Below are 16,724 nucleotides of genomic sequence, written 5' to 3' on the forward strand. Positions count from 1 at the left end.
AAATGACAAGCACCAACCCTCGCCTGTCATAAAAGCTTAACCTGCTGTTCAAATGACTGTCGCCCGACTGTCACATGAAACCGCTAGCGTGACGCCCTCTACCACAAAATCCGAATCACTCCGGAGAACAGGACGTTCTTCCGGAGTTGGTTATTTTTTACCTTCAGGGGATAACTCAATGTACACAATGAAGATCAAACACCTCTTGCGAGGCGTGATCGGGCTGTGGCTGGTTGCGCTGTGCGCGGTCGTCCAGGCCCAGGCCACGGGAACCATCAGCGGCAAGGTGACCGACGCCACCGGCGAATTTACCTTTCCCGATGCGGAAGTCCGTATTGAAGGCGAACGCCGCCGGGAAGTGACCGGTCGCGATGGCAGCTTCCGTTTTAACAACGTGCCGGAAGGCGAGTACGAACTGGTTTCAGAGTATGGCGGTGCCATGCCGGAGCGGGTGGCTGTAACGGTCGTCGCCGGCGAAACCGCCGAGGTCAGCATTCGCATCGGTGGCGGCAGCGAGCAGGACAATGCCAACCAGCTCAAAGGCTTGCTGATCGACAGCCAGGCCGCCGGTCAGGCAGCGGCGATCAACCGTCGCCGTCGCGCACCTTCAGTGATCGACGTACTGTCGTCAGACTCGGTGGGCAACTTCCCGGACCAAAACGTCGCCGAAGCCCTGCAGCGGGCACCTGGCATTTCGGTTCAGCGCGACCAGGGCGAAGGCCGTTTTGTGGTGATTCGCGGCATTGATCCGAATTTCAACTCCACCACCATCAACGGCATGCGTATTCCCGGCCCGGAAGCCGACTCACGCGCGGTAAACCTCGATGCGATTTCCTCGGATCTGGTGGAGTCGGTCGAGATTACCAAGGCCATTACGCCGGATATGGACGGCGACGCCGTGGGCGGTAACATCGAAGTGAAAACCCTGACCGCTTTTGATCTGGGCGGCCGCAGCGGCAGCGTCACAGTGGGTGGCAGCTACAACACCACCAATGAAGAGACCAGCCCGGACATCTCGGCTTCTTACACCGACCTGTTCAGCATTGGCGGTGGTGAAGACAATCTCGGGGTTGCGTTTGCGGTCAGCCAGTTTGATCGCGATACCGTTTCCGACGGCATTGAAGGGGCTCCCTGGGAAATGACCGAAACGCCGGAAGGCAATGAGGTCAACGCCCTGCTGGAAGGTGAACAGCGGGACTACGTTCTGACCCGCAAGCGCACCAGCGTCGCATTGAACTTTGACTATCGCCCGACCGATACCGACGAATACTATCTGCGCACCCTATACAGCGAGTTCGATGACGCTGAAACCAAAGAAGAGAACATCTTCAAATTCGAGGAAGGCGACATTGAAGGTCTGGACGCGGACAGCGGCGAGTTCGTTGGGGCTGAATACGAAAAAGCGCATTCCGACAGCAATAAAATTGTCGAAATCACCAGCTACAGCCTGGGCGGCAAAAACGAGCGCAACCACTGGACCTTTGATTACAACCTGGGTTATGCCACGGCCGGCGAAGCGGGCGACCTGGAAATTACCGGTGAGACTCTGGCGGAAGATGTTGCCATGGGTTACGACAAATCCGGTGATGCCCAGCAGCCGCTGCTGTACGTTATTGGCGATCAGGGCAGCAACGCCAGCGACTTTATTCTCGAGTCCGCCGAAGGCGAAAGCGTCTTCAACGAAGAGCGCGAACTGGCGATTGCTTTCAACGCCCAGCGCGATGTGATGTTCGGTAACGTTCCGGGCTTTATCAAGTTCGGTGCCAAGACCCGTCAGCGCGAAAAAGAAAACAATATCGACATCCGCATTTACGAAGATTTTGGTGATACCTACAGCATTGCCGATTTTGCCCAGGACTCGCCCGTGGACTATCCGCCCCGGGGTGATTTTGGCCCGGCGGTGGATCGTGACAAGTATCGCGACTTCTTCTACGGTAATCGCGATAACTTCGAGCTGAATGCCGAAGACAGCCTGATTGATAGTCAAGCGGAAGACTACGACATCCAGGAAGACATCAACGCTGCCTATGTCATGGCCCAGGCCGAATTTGAGCGCCTGACCGTGATTGGTGGTGTGCGCGTGGAAGAAACCGACTACGCCGCCCAGGGCACCCAGGTGACGATCGATGAGAACGTCAATGACGGCGAGCCGCAGTTGACCCCCTTCGCTGACAGCAAAAGCTATTCGCACGTATTGCCCAGCCTGCACTTGAACTACGCGTTGCAGGACAACATGGCTCTGCGGGCCGCGCTGACCAGCACCATCGCCCGTCCGGGATTTGAAGCCGCCGGTCCCTGGCAGATCATTGAAATTGAAGGCTCGGGTGACGACATCAAGCGTGTGGCTGAAACCGGTAATCCGGACCTGGAGCCGCTGGAGTCCACCAACTTTGACCTGCGCTGGGAATACTACCCCACCGGGGTGAGCCTGATGTCCGCCGGTTTCTTCTACAAGGACATCAGCAACTACTTCCTGACCGCCAATGTGGCCGGCGAAGCCCCGTTTGAAGCCTTTGATGAGGTGACTCAGACCATCAATGGTGGTGACGCCGAACTCTACGGTATCGAGTTGGCTTATATCCGTCAGTTCGACTTCCTGCCGGGACCCTGGGACGGTCTGCTGCTGGATGCCAGCTACACCTTCACCGACAGTGAATCCGACCTGCCCGAGCGCGACAGTGGTATCCCCCTGCCCGGCCAGTCTGACCACATTGCCAGCTTTGCGCTGGGCTATGAGAAGCACGGATTCAACATTCGCGTTGCCGCGGCCTACCGCAGCGAGTTTTTCGAAGAAACCGACGACGCTTCCGATCCGATGTTTGACCGCTACCAGGACAACCACCTGCAAGTGGACATCACCAGTAAGTACCGGATCAACGACATGGCCCAGGTGTACCTGAATCTGGTCAACATCAATGACGAGCCGCTGTACGCTTACTGGGGCAGCTCAGAGTTCAATTCCCAGTACGAAGAATACGGCCCCACCATCGAAGCCGGCGTCCGGCTGGACTTCTAAACAGAGGCCCTCGACATAAGCCCCCCGATGCCGGGGGGCTTTTTTGTCTCCCCGTTTTCCCGCCCGCATCCCATGTCCCATGGGTGTACACTGGTCCCATAATCTCCCGTGGCCTGTCGATCCCATCGACCAGACCGGTTCCGGAGTCTCTTGCTATGGTGGTACTTGAACAGATTCTGAACGTTGCCCTGACCGCTGCGCCCTGGCTACTGGCCGGCCTGTTGGCCGCGGCATTGATCAAAGCCCTGATTCCGGAGGCTGCCCTGTTGCGCTGGGTGGGTGGGCAGGGCCTGGCCAGCGTCAGCCGCGCTGCGGTGATGGGCGCGCCCCTGCCCCTTTGCTCCTGCGGCGCGATTCCCACCGCCTTTGCCCTGCACCGGGGCGGTGCGGGACGGGGCCCCACTACCGCCTTTCTGATCGGCACACCGGGGATTGGTGTGGACTCTATTGCCATCACCTATGCCCTGTTGGGTCCCTTCATGCTGGTCGCCCGAGCCACTGGCGCCGTCGTTACCGCCATTGCCACCGGCCTGTTGGTGACCCTGGCGGACCACGCCCCCCGGACGAGGGCGGCCCCGTCAGGACACCATGAGCCCGAAAGGCGCGTCGGTAAAGAGGCAGGCTGCTGCCAGAGCCACACCTGTGGCACCCGCCCGGTTGCAGCGGGATCGGATGCCACGACCACACAGACTTCCCTGTCCCGTCGACTGCGGGACGGGTTGCGCTATGCGTTTGCCGACCTGCTGGATGATATCAGCCGCTGGTTGGCGGCTGGTCTGGTGATCGCCGGTATTCTGATGGCGCTGGTGCCGCCCCAGGCCCTGGCCGAGTACGGCAGCGGCCTGCCCGCCATGTTTCTGATGGCGACTGTCGGTATACCGTTGTATTTGTGTGCCACCGCTGCCACCCCCATCGCCGCAGGCATGCTGGTGGCCGGCGTCTCGCCCGGAACCGCCCTGGTGTTTCTCCTCGCGGCCCCCATTACCAGCATGGCCACCCTGGCCGTCATGCGCAAAGAAATGGGCACCGCCGTCATGGTGCTGTATCTGCTGGGGATTCTGGTATCGACGGTTCTTGTCGGACTGGTGGCGGATCAGACCGCGCAGTGGTTGGGTATCGCCCCTGAGGCCCAGGTTGGTGCCACCGGAGAACTCCTGCCAACCTGGTTCGAGGCGATCGCTCTGGCGGTGCTTGCCGCGCTGGCAATAACGCCATTGCGCAGACGAGTGCTGTTCTGAATACGGTTACATATTGTCGGTCAGCTTATATCAATTCGCAATATCAGGCGTTTATTTGGGCGACAGACAACGGATTTCGACATCCGCTTTTCAGATAACCTGACGATCGGCCAGATACCGTCTCCAAGTCGTTCCACAACTGCTTTTGGCAAAAATTTCGGCTCCGCTCCCCGTCGGCCTTCCGGCCACGGACCGTTATAGTCTTTCTGAATATATAGCCATGAAACACCATTCCACCCTTTATGGTTAATTTGACTTTAAGTGATTGCGAGTCAACACTTCCTGACACTGATTCAACCTCATACCGAAGTGAGGACCACAAAGGATTTACCCGGGTCTGATCAGTGCGCGCGATTCAATCATAACGACAACGCGGCACTCACCCGTGAATCAGCGCAGTCACGTCGTCTCCGACAAGGCCTCAGATGTTACCGGCGACAGGCATGGCAAGTCCGTGTCCTGACGATAAAAATCATTGCCGGTAATGACAAAAATAATGCAATCAAGAGGATTCAATTATGCCTTTATTTGATGTTAAAACCGCGTCAGGTGGGTGGCTGAGAACGCTCTCTACCGCCCTGCTTACCTGCTCCGCCGCCCTGGGTATTGCCTCAACGGCAAACGCCCAGACCATTTGCGACAACCAGACCGGCACCAACGGTGGCTATTACTACACACACTGGACCGACGGCGGCGGCTCCGCCTGTATGACGCTGGGGTCCGAAGGCAACTACAGCTACGAGTGGTCCAACACCGGCAACTTTGTGGGCGGCAAGGGCTGGAGCACCGGCGCATCCAACCGGATCATCGGTTACAACGCCGGCAACTACTCGCCTTCAGGCAACTCGTATCTCACCCTGTATGGCTGGAGTACCAACCCTCTGGTGGAATACTATGTGGTGGATAGCTGGGGCAGCTGGCGGCCACCGGGTGGCACATCGGTTGGCACTGTGTCCACCGACGGTGGCACCTATGACCTGTATCGCACACAGCGGGTCAACCAGCCTTCCATCGAAGGCAACACAACCTTCTACCAGTACTGGAGCGTTCGCACCTCCAAGCGTCCACAGGGCGACAACAACACCATCACGTTCCAGAATCACGTTGACGCCTGGGCCAACCAGGGCTGGAATCTGGGAACCCACAACTACCAGGTCATGGCAACAGAAGGCTACGAGAGCAGCGGCAGCTCCAATGTGTCCGTCTGGGAATCCGGTACCGGTGGCGGCGGTGGCGGCGGTAACGCTGGCGGCGGCAGTACCGGGGACAACGAGATAGTGGTGCGTGCGCGCGGTACAAACGGCGATGAGCAGATCAGCCTGCGCGTCGACAATAGCACCGTGGCCACCTGGACCCTGTCCACCAACATGAGCAATTACACCTGGAACGGAAGCGCGACCGGCGGTATCACCGTGCAGTACGACAACGACGCCAGCGGTCGGGACGTGCAGGTGGATTATATTCAGGTCAACGGCGACACCCGTCAGTCTGAAAACCAGAGCTACAATACCGGTGTGTGGCAAAACAACCAGTGCGGTGGCTCCAACAGTGAATGGCTGCACTGCAACGGTGCCATTGGCTACGGCAACCTGTAATTCACTTACTGACCGCCAGGTCGTTCTGCCGGGGAGTGTGCTTGCACTCCCCTTTTTTAATGAGTCACCGGTTATGAATCGACTACCCGTTTCAATCATCGCTCTGACGCTGAGTAGCGCCAGCTCATGGGCTGTCGCTCAGGTGGATATCTACCAGAGCGATGCGTATTCCGTCGAAGAAATGTGCGCGCGGGAAGCCCAACAAAGCGCGGAAGGGGATTACAGTCAGGCGTACGAACAGTGCATTGACAAAAATCAGGACAACGAGCTTTATCAACCACAAGATGACCAACCCGATGCCGAGCACGAGGCGACATCCGACCATCATCAGGAAATCTGAGTTAGGGTTCACTCGTCCTGAAAATACTCCGGATGCTCGCGCGGGATCAGTGTCAGCACCTTGTACACATCCTGCATATGCACGGACATGGCCTTGCGGGCCGCCTCGGGGTCGTGATTTTTCACCGCATTGAGAATATCGCGATGCTGGTCGAGCACGCGGTGATACTGACCACTCATGTGCAGACTGAGGTTGCGCACACGGTCCATATGAGCTTTTTCAGATTCGATCAACTGCGTAACCCGGAGATACCCGGTACGCCCCGACAGCGTCTGATGGAAGTTATCGTCCAGCTTCTGGAACGCCAGGGCGTTATCGTTTTCCGCCGCGATGCGCTGCTCCTCCAGAATGGCTTCACACTCTTCTACCAACTCATCGTCCGCATGCTCCGCCACGTGGGCAATGACGGCCAGCTCCAGCGCCTCGCGAATAAAGCGGGCCTCCAGAATGTTCTCCATGCTGAACTTCGAGACGTAGGTGCCCCGTTGCGGGAGTACATCTACAAAGCCGATATTGGCCAGTTTGATCAGCGCTTCGCGCACCGGCGTGCGGCTGACACCAAACTGTTCGGCCAGCGCCGTTTCGGGAATCATCTGCCCGGGCTGAAACTCCATACTGACGATGGCATCCCGGATGAATTCAAAAATCTGAGCGGACACCGACCGGTTGCCAGCGATTCGGCGTTTTTTGGAGGAAGGAATGCTCGCTGCTGACTTTGCCACTGTCGCCTCGTCTGGTCAGTTCTTGTCGTGGTTTTTCCAGTATACCCCAGAAGAAGTCGGGCCCGACACTCTGCATCGGGCCCGACCGGTTCACCAAGCCTTCTCAATCAATAATCGACCCGCCGGTCGTTGCCCTTCGGGTGCCAGGGGTCGGGCACGTAGAAGGTGTGCTCCAGCTTCTTGTAGTGCTCCAGATCGTGCTCCGGCTCCCGAGAGCCTTCCGGAAGGGGCAGGCCGCTAAGGCTCTGGAAGTAACTCACACAGGAATCGCGCCAGCGGATCGCATCGCGCAGCTGTACCTCCAGAAGCGCTTTGACATGCTCGTAGCGCTCCCGGTCGATCAGCCCCTGCACTTTCTCCCATTCGGCCTGCATGTCCCGCACCTGTTGCACGCCCTCGTCGTATTTCAGTACCAGTTCTTCCCAGAGGGTACGGCCGGAGTTCATGGTGTGGTCCCAGCCCACATGGTGGAACCACAACAGGTAATCTTCGTCGATCTGATCCAGGTTGCCGAAGTGTTCCCGCACCGGTTCATGGTACTGCTCGATGGCATTGGAGCCGGATTCGGTGCGATCAAACCCGATGCCGTCCTCATCCGCCCGGTGGTAGTACCAGGCGGTCCAGTCCATCCGCTCGGCTTCGTCATACCAGGGCGCCGGACCATAGTGGTGGCCCTGGGCAAAGAGGTGGGTCAGCCCCAGCGGGTTGCGGTAGTTGACCCCCGCCTCACGGGAATACGTCATGACCTCACCAATGGGGTCGAGAAAGCGGCGGTCGTTAGTGAAGGTCATGCGCATCCACTCTTCAGCAATCGCCTCGGAGCTGAGCTCATAGTCCCAGGCCATGCGACCAAAGGCATACCAACTGGACTGAACGAAGGGGTGGCCGGTCCAGTTACGGTCGGTTCCGGGGTTGATCACCGCCGCCATGCCGGTCTGTTCGTATTCAAAGACCTCACCTCCGAGAATTTTCCCGACGGTGCTGCCCTCACCTTTCGCGTGAGTGTCGGCATCCAGCACTTCTTCAAACAATGGCCCCTGATAGGCCAGATGATTGGAAAAACCAAAGTACTCCTGGGTGACCTGCAGTTCCATCATGATGTTGGTCTCTTTCAGCGCGCCAAACAGGGGCGAGAAGGGTTCGCGGGGCTGAAAGTCGATGGGGCCGTTCTTGATCTGGACAATCACATTGTCCCGGAATTTTCCATCGAGTGGTTTGAACTCATCATAGGCCTCACGGAAGCGGTCGCCCTGCTCCGGTGAGTACACAAAGGCGCGCCAGAAAATCACCCCGCCATAGGGGGCGACGGCATCGGCCAGGATATTGGCCCCGTCGGCATGGTTGCGTCCGTAGCCCTGGGGGCCGGGCTGCCCCTCGGAGTCGGCTTTTACCAGGAAGCCGCCCAGATCCGGGATGTGCCGGTAAATCTGCTCGGCCTTGTCTTTCCACCATTGCTGTACGCGCGGATCGAGCGGATCGGCGGTATCCAGGTCGCCGAAGGCCCGGGGCGAGTCATAGTTGATGGACAGGTAGGTTTTGATCCCGTACTGGCGGAACACCTCGTTGAGCGCGGCGACCTTTTCCAGAAACTGATCGGTGAGGATCCGCGGATCCGCGTTGACGTTGTTGATGGCCGTGCCGTTGATGCCCAACGAGGCATTGATCCGCGCATAGTCCCGATAACGCGGGTTTTCATTGTATTCGGGCAAGGTGCCCCACTCCCAGAGTGACAGGCCAGCATAACCGCGCTCCACCAACCGGTTGAGATTGTCCCAGTGGTTTACCACGCGGTGCTGGACCCTGGGTGCCTCGGCGATGGCAAGCTCATCAATGGCCTGTTGGGTCTGCAGCAAGCGAAGCAGATGAAAAGCACCGTAGAGCACACCGCTGTCGCCTTCAGAGGCGATCACCGTCACATCGCGACGTCCAATTCGGGTGGTTTCCAGCAGAAACCCCTCCGGCCCCTGCTGCGCCAGGCGGTCTTCCCAGCCGAGACTGGCGATCAGCCCGGAACTTTCAGGGGTTCCTATGACCAGCGAGCCGCGCCGGGCCAGTGAGTCGCTGCGTTCCAATGGTTGGGCCAGCAAACCCGAAATACCCCGTTGCAGCTCCTGGGCAGCTGATTCGATGACGGCGGGGCCGTCGGGAGCCACCAGGGTTCCCAGCTGTTTGCGGTAGTCTTTGATGAGGGCGGTGTCGTTCAGAGGCTGGTAACGCAGCCACATGTCGTAGCCGTCTTCAGCGTGGGTAGCCAGAGCACTCAAGGTGCAGGCCAAAGCCAGACCTATCGCCAGGAGCTTTTTCATAGATAAGACCTACTCTCTTTGCGGTTTTTTTGGGTTATCGGATATCAACCCGCATGATATAGTCATTTTTACTTTTATGGAAGTCTACTAGTATACAAGAATAGGTTGCAGTCTGTCTCCCTCAGTGCCGATCCTGGCTTTACGCCAGGGGTTGGCCGAGGCGCTGAATCAGCGTCTCAATGTCTTCACGGGCCTGCGGGGAGGCGTCGATGATATTGAAGCCAGACCAGTGTTTGCCGTTGTGATCGGCGTTGCGGGTCCAGAGACAGTCCACGCCCAGATGAATACTGTTGCGGCCATTGAGGGTTTCGGGCAAATGCAGGTCCAGTTTGTAGAGTCTGTCCTCGTCCATCGGCTGATCGCCCATGATCATCAAACCGTGGGTATTGATGTTGACCAGGCGCCCCAGATAGAGATCCCGAAGGTTGTCATAGACATCCACAACATCATCAATGCTATATCGTGGCCACTGCCGCTGGTGATCAATCATTCTGAGCTTCCTCCTGGGCGTGACCACCGACTTTGGCATTGAGCTGCTGGTAGATGTTTTCCAGGGCACGCTCAAAGAACGGTTTGGTGCTACCAGCGATAATCCGGGCCCGACCGGCGATCATATCCCGGGCCAACTGCAGCCCGGAGTTCATGGCCACTTTGCGCCCCTGTTGATCCACCAACATGTAGTGCAGGGTGCGCTTATTGTACCAGGCGACTTTCAGGCGTCGGCCACCCTCGTACTCGAACCAGGTACCAAATTCGATCATTTTGAGATTGTCGACAATCTTCTGTTCTTCTCCGGTCACCGGCTCGTTCGCCACGCGACTATGCCCGGCCTTTTCGGCAGCGATGCTTTCCAGTTTAGAACGCATGGGCGCCGGGGCGGGTTCGGGACGTCGACTCTGCAGCGCCATTTTCTGTAGCGACGCCACTGCTTCGAGCAGCTTCTTGCCCTTTCCCTGATCATAGCCGATGGTATCAAACCCGGACTGCAATGCCCGAATCACCTGATCCTGAATGTCCAGCTGTCGGGTTTTATCCGCCTCCAGGGTCTTTGGCTCCAGAGTCCAGAGCAGCTCGTCCATCACCTTCAGGCACTGTCGCCAGCTATCGGCATTTTCGCCGTAGCGAAGAATCACAAACGACAGGTAATCGGACCAGGGCTGCAGCAGCAACAGCAGCACCGCCGAGGGAAGTTCACGGTTGTCGGTGCGCTTGCGCACTTCGTCGTTGACCCGCTGTTTGGCCTCGCGCAGCTTTTCCTCTCCCTGTACTTTCTCCAGTGCACGCCGCTCCATCAATTCCTGACGGCGCGCCAGGTTGTGAGTGTAGGCATTGAACTCAAGCAACACCTCGGCAAACAGGCGGACGTCGTTTTTGAACTCGGCCAGCAACCGGAACACTGTGGTTTTGATCTTGTTGTACATGTCGTACTGGCTGGTGCCATCATTGCTGACCCAACGGGCCCCCGCTTCGGCCAGGCTGTTGAGGAGTACCCGAGCCGGGTGGTCCGTCTGCTCAAAAAAGTCCTTGTCGATAAAAGCCATTTTGAGAAACGGGGTATGCAGATAGCTGAGCAGCGCCTTGACCGAATCCGGCAGGTTGTCGTCCGACAGCATGTACTCGAACAGCAGTCCAACCAGATCAATGGTATCCAGATCGCCGGGGTCCACGGTGCCGGGTTCGTCGCTCTCGGCCGCCACCTGGGCCAGCATTTGCTGGCTGACCGCCTGGATCGACTGGGGTGTGGTGATCAAGCCGGCTTCATTTTGCGAGGCGGCGGCCTGGGTCTGACTCAGGGCCTGCGCCTGCAGGCTCTGCAGCACGCCCACCAGTTGCTGGCTGCTGTAGGGTTTTCCTCCCCCGGCCGGGTAAGGCGTCGCGCCCGCTGCCGGTTCTCCAACCGGGCCGGCACCGGCGGGCGCTCCGCCCGCCGGTGCCGCCTGCTGGGCAATATGGTTCTGTAGAAGACGGATGGCGTTGTAAAGGCCGGCCTGATACTGGGTATCCGCGGGCGTGGCGGTACCGCTGAGCAGACGGTCCGAGGCGCGCCGTTGGGGCACGCCGTCCTTCATCGGTACGTCTTCTGCGGCGCCCTTCGTTTCCTCGGCAGATTCGGGCCCCTGCGGCGAATCATCCACCAGCGCGGTGTAGCGCAGATTGGGCAGCAGGTTCTCCTCGATAAAGTATTTATTGAGCTCCTCGTAGAGCTCGTCGAGGGCACCAATGACTTCTTTGTCGAAGGTCTTATAGCCGATGATCTTGGTCTTGTTGTCCAACGTGATATTGAGCAATGCCTTACGCAGGGCTTCGCAGAACTGCACCGGGCTGACCGGATTGCTTCGCTCGTCGATTTTTTCACCGCCGTTGAGCAGGGCCAGACGCTGCTGCAGCGCCCAGAGCTGACCGGCAAAAAAGCTGTCCGCCCGATGGGTGATGGAGGTGATCGCGATGGTTTCCTCCAGATCCGAGTGCTCCACCAGGGCGAGCATATCGCCACTGAAGCGCTCCTCGCCGGTCAGGGTATTGAGCATCCGGTTCTTGAACTTGACGAAGCCATTACTCAGGCGCTGGCAGATATCCTCCTCCAGCTCGTGCTGAGAGGCCTCGATCATCCGCTTGTATTCGTACAGGGCCATCTGTTCCTTGTTGGAGCGCGCCTTCTCGGCATAGTCCTCCAGGCGAGCACACCACTCCCGCCAGAACACCGGCAGCACCCGCCGGGCGTAATCCATCATGAGGCTACGGGCGTGCTTGAGGTGTTGCACGACCTGAGGGTCGTTAAGGCTATCCGGTACCGGCGCTCCGGCTCCGCTGTGTCGGGGGTCTGTCATGTTTACTCCAGTGGTCGTTTCCGTGATCGTCACTGTTATTGTCTTCATCGGCAGATCATCCGGGATCCCGTGTCATACCTACCTTGGGTCACCCTGGCACCGGGGTTTTACCGCTTACCCCGCAAGGCCCTTCAGAGGCTCGCGCAAGCCCTGATGAAGAGGCTCCCTATAAGCATAGGTAGGGACTTGCCAATGTGCCACAGCGTGCGACATTTGTCACATTTTTCAGGCAGTTGGTAGTCAGGCGGGACGCCCGGGATGGGCCACAGGGCAGGGCAAGACAAAAAAAGCCCGGTCGAGACCGGGCAAAAGGGCTAGCTCGCAGATAAACGGGGGTTACCCGTCAGACTCTGGAGGCGGGGCGCTCAGAGTGCCGGGATTACCCGGTGGGGCGAGACAGGATGCCTGCCGATCTCCTATACTCTGTGGTAGCGCTTGTGACTCTGATACGGGCGATGTCACCCCCCGGATCACCGGTTCGGGGATTTAGTGTTCCAGGCAATGATCCGGACTCCGCGCACCTCCGTATAAGGGATTATTCCGTTGTTCTGCCCCCCACTGGCGGAGCCCCGGCCGAATCCGAAAAAAATAGAGGACGAGCGAGGCGCTGTATGTTGCGGACTAAGGCACAATCAATGAGTAAAACAGGCCCCGGTAACGGGGAGGGCCCCGATTGGGGGGAGCTGCTGGGCCGGGTCGCCCACCATGGCGACACCGCGGCGTTTCGCAAGGTATATGACCACTTCGCGCCCAGAATCAAGGCCTATGCCATCAATCAGGGAATGAACCAGCAAGCCGAGGAGCTCGTTCAGGAAGTCATGACCAGTGTCTGGCGAAATGCCGACAAGTACCGTGATTCCCTGGCATCCGCATCGACCTGGATATTCACGATCACCCGGAATCAGCGCATTGATCTGCTCAGAAAGAAGGGCCGTACAAAGGCGGAAATGACGGTGGATACCGAAGAGTTGTGGCAGATTCCGACCGAGGACACGACGATTCGGTCAATCGAGACCGGCTCCACGGAAAAGAAGATGAAGGAGTCCATACTTGAGCTGCCGGAAGATCAGATGATTGCGGTTCGCAAGGTGTACTACGAGGGTAAGACCCATCAGGAAGTGGCGGAAGAGTTGAATGTCCCCCTGGGAACCCTGAAAGGCCGCCTGCGGCTTTCCATGAAGAAGTTACGAGTGATGTTAGAGGCGACAGAACTATGAGTGCACATCATCCCGACGATTTGACACTGCTGGAGTATTCCGCCGGCAGCCTGGGACTTGCACAGGCGCTCGCGGTTTCCGTGCATCTTGGCTACTGCCTGCAGTGCCAGAGTCAGTTGCGCAAACTGAATGCCCTGGGTGGTGTATTGCTCTCCGAAACCCGCCCCGCCAGCGTGGGGGCCAACGACGATCAGATTCCCGGGCGAGACGACGCCCAGAGCGAGGACCTGGACCAGGGGTTTGATCAGTTGATGGCACGCATCGAGTCTGAGAAGCCCGCCAGGACGGAGACTGTCGTGTCCAAGCGTTATCACAATCCGCTGGAGCGTTACCTGCCGGCGTCTCTGGACGAACTCGCCTGGCAACAGCAGACCCGTGAAATTGCCAAGTACGACCTGACCAACGTCGTGGACATGGGCAGCGCCCGGATTACGCTACAGAAAATCAAAGCCGGCGCCAAGGTTCCGGTGCATACCCACCGGGGCAATGAGTTGACGGTTGTCCTGAAAGGCGGATTTTCCGATGAGCTGGGCGTGTATCACGCCGGGGATTATATCGCGCGAGACCCCAGTCATCATCACAGCCCGACGGCACTGCAGAATGAGGATTGCATCTGTCTGACGGTGCTGGATGCGCCCATGCACTTTACCGGGCCGTTGATGCGGTGGTTGAATCCGTTGTTGGCCTGGAAGGCGTAGCTTATTGGGTTACGGCGGATGCGGCCTTTTACCGCTGCGCTCGGCCCCTACACGATCTTTTAAGCATAGCCCACCATAAAAAAACCCGCCGATTGGCGGGTTTTTTTATGGTCACTCACCGAGGCGATTACTCCTCGGTGGTTTTTTCCTCACTGGAAGCCGCCGGGGCGTCCGCTTGCGCGTCAGCGTTGGCTTCCTTGATGGACAGTTTGATACGGCCACGCTGGTCGACATCCAGACATTTGACCTTCACCATCTGGCCTTCCTTCAGGTAATCGCTGACCGCATTGACGCGCTCATCGGCGATCTGGGAGATGTGCACCAGACCATCTTTACCCGGCAGGAAATTGACGAACGCACCGAAGTCCACGATACGGACGACTTTGCCTTCGTAAATCGCGCCAATTTCCGCCTCGGCGGTAATTTCTTCGATCTTGGTCACGGCCGCTTTCAGCGCGTTGCCATCGTCGGCATAGACTTTGACGGTACCGTCATCGTCGATGTCGATGGACGCACCGGTCTCTTCGGTGATGGAGCGAATGGTCGCACCGCCTTTACCGATGATGTCGCGGATCTTGTCCGGGTGCACCTTCAGGGTTTCAAAGCGCGGCGCGTTGTCGCTCACGGTTTCGCGGGACTTGCCCAGCACCTTGTTCATTTCACCGAGAATGTGCAAGCGGGCACTCAGGGCCTGCTCCAGAGCGATTTCCATGATCTGCTCGGTAATGCCCTGGATCTTGATATCCATCTGCAACGCGGTAATACCACTGGTGGTGCCGGCCACTTTGAAGTCCATGTCACCCAGGTGGTCTTCATCACCCAGGATATCGGTCAGAACGGCGAAACCGTCATCGTCTTTCACCAGACCCATGGCGATACCGGCCACCGGCGCTTTCAGCGGCACACCGGCGTCCATCAGTGCCAGGCTGGCACCACAAACCGACGCCATGGAGCTGGAGCCGTTGGATTCGGTGATTTCACTGACCACACGCAGGGTGTAGGGGAATTCGTCTTCTTTGGGCAGAACCGCGCCGACACCGCGACGGGCCAGACGGCCGTGACCGATCTCGCGACGACCGGTACCGCCCATACGACCACACTCGCCCACCGAGTAGGGGGGGAAGTTGTAGTGCAGCATGAAGGGGTCTTTGCGCTCGCCTTCCAGCGCGTCGATGATCTGGGAGTCACGGGCGTTACCGAGGGTCGCCACGACCAGCGCCTGGGTTTCACCCCGGGTGAACAGCGCGGAACCGTGGGCCTTGGGCAGTACACCCACTTCCACTTCAATCGGGCGGACGGTGGCGCTGTCGCGACCGTCGATCCGGGGCTCACCGGCGATGATGCGCGAGCGCACCAGCTGCTTTTCCACGCTGGCGAACAGGCCTTCGATTTCGCTGGCGCTGACACCGGACTCCTCGGTGGCCAGTTGTTCTACCGCCTGGGAGCGCAGCTCGGACAGCTTGGCATAGCGCTCGGCCTTGTCGGTAATGCGGTAGGCTTCGCCGATACCGTCTTTGAAACCGGCTTCGACCTTCGCCTTGAGCTCGGCATTCTGCTCCACCGGCTGCCAGTCCCAGCGGGGCTTGCCACCGTCACGGGCCAGCTCTTCACAGGCCTGAATCACTACCTGCATTTCCTGGTGGGCGTACAGAACCGCGCCCAGCATGATGTCTTCCGGCAGCTCTTTGGCTTCGGACTCCACCATCAGAACCGCCTCTTTGGTACCGGCAACCACCATGTCCAGCTCGGAGGTTTTCAGAGCGGCGTAGTTGGGGTTGAGCAGGTAGCCACTGTCCTGGGTGTAGCCCACACGAGCAGCGCCGATCGGGCCGTCGAACGGAATGCCGGACACGGCCAGACAGGCGGAGGTGCCGATCATCGCCGGGATATCCGGATCCACTTCCTTACAGGTGGACATGACGGTGCAGACTACCTGCACTTCGTTCATGAAACCTTTGGGAAACAACGGGCGGATCGGACGATCGATCAGGCGGGAGGTCAGGGTTTCTTTTTCGGAGGGGCGACCCTCGCGCTTGAAGAAACCGCCGGGAATTTTACCGGCCGCGTAGGCGCGTTCCTGATAGTGCACGGACAGCGGGAAAAACGGCTGGTCCGGCTTGGCCTCTTTGGCCCCTACCACGGTACACAGAACCGAGGTGTCACCCATGGTGACCATGACGGCGCCGGTCGCCTGGCGGGCAACACGCCCGGTCTCCAGGGTGACGGTTTCGCCGCCGTACTGAAATTTCTTGATGATCGGATTCACTCTTCTATCCTTCTCTTCTTCACTTTCGTTCAATTGTGTGCGGTCACGACTCGGAATAATTCAAAGCAAATACTTCAACATAGCCTGGAAACAATTCGAGTTGTCGTGCAAGCGACTGGTGGCTCGCGGGGGATACAGTATTCGCCGGAGCCGGTTTTACAGCCCTCCGGCCCACCGGGGCCGAAGAGCGGAAAAAAATGTGCCCGCATAGCGGGCACAGAACTCTTACCGACGCAGACCCAGTTTCTGAATCAGGTCAGCATAACGCTTGGTACTCTTACCCTTCAGGTAGTCCAGCAGCTTACGACGCTGGTTAACCATGCGGATAAGACCGCGGCGCGAGTGGTGATCCTGTTTGTGGTCCGCGAAGTGCTCCTGCAGCTTGTTGATGTTAACGGTCAACAACGCTACCTGAACTTCCGGAGAACCGGTATCACCTTCAGCCTGCTGGTACTCTTTAACCACTTCAGCTTTTTCTGCAGCACTCAGTGCCATAAT

12 protein-coding genes are annotated in these 16,724 nt (G+C 58.5%); 6 read left to right on the forward strand and 6 right to left on the reverse strand.

Annotated features, from left to right (window positions below; translation table 11 throughout):
* Positions 1-178 precede the first annotated feature (178 nt).
* The 4 genes from OOT55_RS09900 (at position 179) to OOT55_RS09920 (ending at position 6,189) form a co-directional block, all read left to right on the forward strand.
* Positions 179-3,016, forward strand: coding sequence for a TonB-dependent receptor (locus OOT55_RS09900; protein ID WP_265365717.1), 2,838 nt, complete (start codon positions 179-181; stop codon positions 3,014-3,016).
* A gap of 155 nt (positions 3,017-3,171) precedes the next feature.
* Positions 3,172-4,254 carry an SO_0444 family Cu/Zn efflux transporter gene (locus OOT55_RS09905; protein WP_265365718.1) on the forward strand — a complete coding sequence of 361 codons (1,083 nt, stop codon included), beginning with the start codon at positions 3,172-3,174 and terminating at the stop codon, positions 4,252-4,254.
* A gap of 518 nt (positions 4,255-4,772) precedes the next feature.
* Entirely contained in the window at positions 4,773-5,849 is a 1,077-nt protein-coding gene (locus OOT55_RS17780) for a glycoside hydrolase family 11 protein (protein WP_322113805.1), read from the forward strand.
* Positions 5,850-5,922: 73 nt separating this feature from the next.
* Positions 5,923-6,189: a hypothetical protein gene (locus OOT55_RS09920; RefSeq protein WP_265365719.1), complete on the forward strand. Its 267-nt coding sequence runs from the start codon at positions 5,923-5,925 to the stop codon at positions 6,187-6,189.
* Between the two features lie 8 nt (positions 6,190-6,197).
* Here OOT55_RS09920 and OOT55_RS09925 read toward each other — a convergent pair whose 3' ends face one another.
* The 4 genes from OOT55_RS09925 to OOT55_RS09940 form a co-directional block, all read right to left on the reverse strand.
* Positions 6,198-6,911, reverse strand: a complete 714-nt coding sequence (locus tag OOT55_RS09925; protein WP_265365720.1) for a GntR family transcriptional regulator — start codon at positions 6,909-6,911, stop codon at positions 6,198-6,200.
* Between the two features lie 107 nt (positions 6,912-7,018).
* A complete protein-coding gene (locus tag OOT55_RS09930) occupies positions 7,019-9,217 on the reverse strand; it encodes an alpha-glucuronidase family glycosyl hydrolase (RefSeq protein ID WP_265365721.1) in 2,199 nt (732 codons plus the stop codon).
* Between the two features lie 139 nt (positions 9,218-9,356).
* Positions 9,357-9,707, reverse strand: coding sequence for a PilZ domain-containing protein (locus tag OOT55_RS09935; protein ID WP_265365722.1), 351 nt, complete (start codon positions 9,705-9,707; stop codon positions 9,357-9,359).
* Positions 9,700-12,045 carry a DUF1631 family protein gene (locus OOT55_RS09940; protein WP_265365723.1) on the reverse strand — a complete coding sequence of 782 codons (2,346 nt, stop codon included), beginning with the start codon at positions 12,043-12,045 and terminating at the stop codon, positions 9,700-9,702. Before OOT55_RS09940 ends, OOT55_RS09935 begins: the two co-directional genes overlap by 8 nt.
* A gap of 635 nt (positions 12,046-12,680) precedes the next feature.
* Between OOT55_RS09940 and OOT55_RS09945 the strand changes: the two genes are divergently transcribed.
* A complete protein-coding gene (locus OOT55_RS09945) occupies positions 12,681-13,262 on the forward strand; it encodes a sigma-70 family RNA polymerase sigma factor (RefSeq protein ID WP_265365724.1) in 582 nt (193 codons plus the stop codon).
* Positions 13,259-13,960, forward strand: coding sequence for a ChrR family anti-sigma-E factor (locus OOT55_RS09950; RefSeq protein ID WP_265365725.1), 702 nt, complete (start codon positions 13,259-13,261; stop codon positions 13,958-13,960). The genes OOT55_RS09945 and OOT55_RS09950 overlap by 4 nt, the downstream gene beginning before the upstream one ends.
* 127 nt (positions 13,961-14,087) lie before the next feature.
* Here the strand turns inward: OOT55_RS09950 and pnp are convergent, their stop codons facing one another.
* Complete coding sequence (pnp, locus tag OOT55_RS09955; RefSeq protein ID WP_265365726.1) at positions 14,088-16,226, reverse strand: polyribonucleotide nucleotidyltransferase; 2,139 nt, start codon at positions 16,224-16,226, stop codon at positions 14,088-14,090.
* Between the two features lie 225 nt (positions 16,227-16,451).
* The gene (rpsO, locus tag OOT55_RS09960) at positions 16,452-16,721 is read right to left on the reverse strand and encodes a 30S ribosomal protein S15 (RefSeq protein ID WP_265365727.1); all 270 of its coding nucleotides are present in this window, start codon (positions 16,719-16,721) and stop codon (positions 16,452-16,454) included.
* Positions 16,722-16,724 lie beyond the last annotated feature (3 nt).

This window comes from Marinimicrobium sp. C6131, assembly GCF_026153455.1.
Classification (GTDB): domain Bacteria; phylum Pseudomonadota; class Gammaproteobacteria; order Pseudomonadales; family Cellvibrionaceae; genus Marinimicrobium.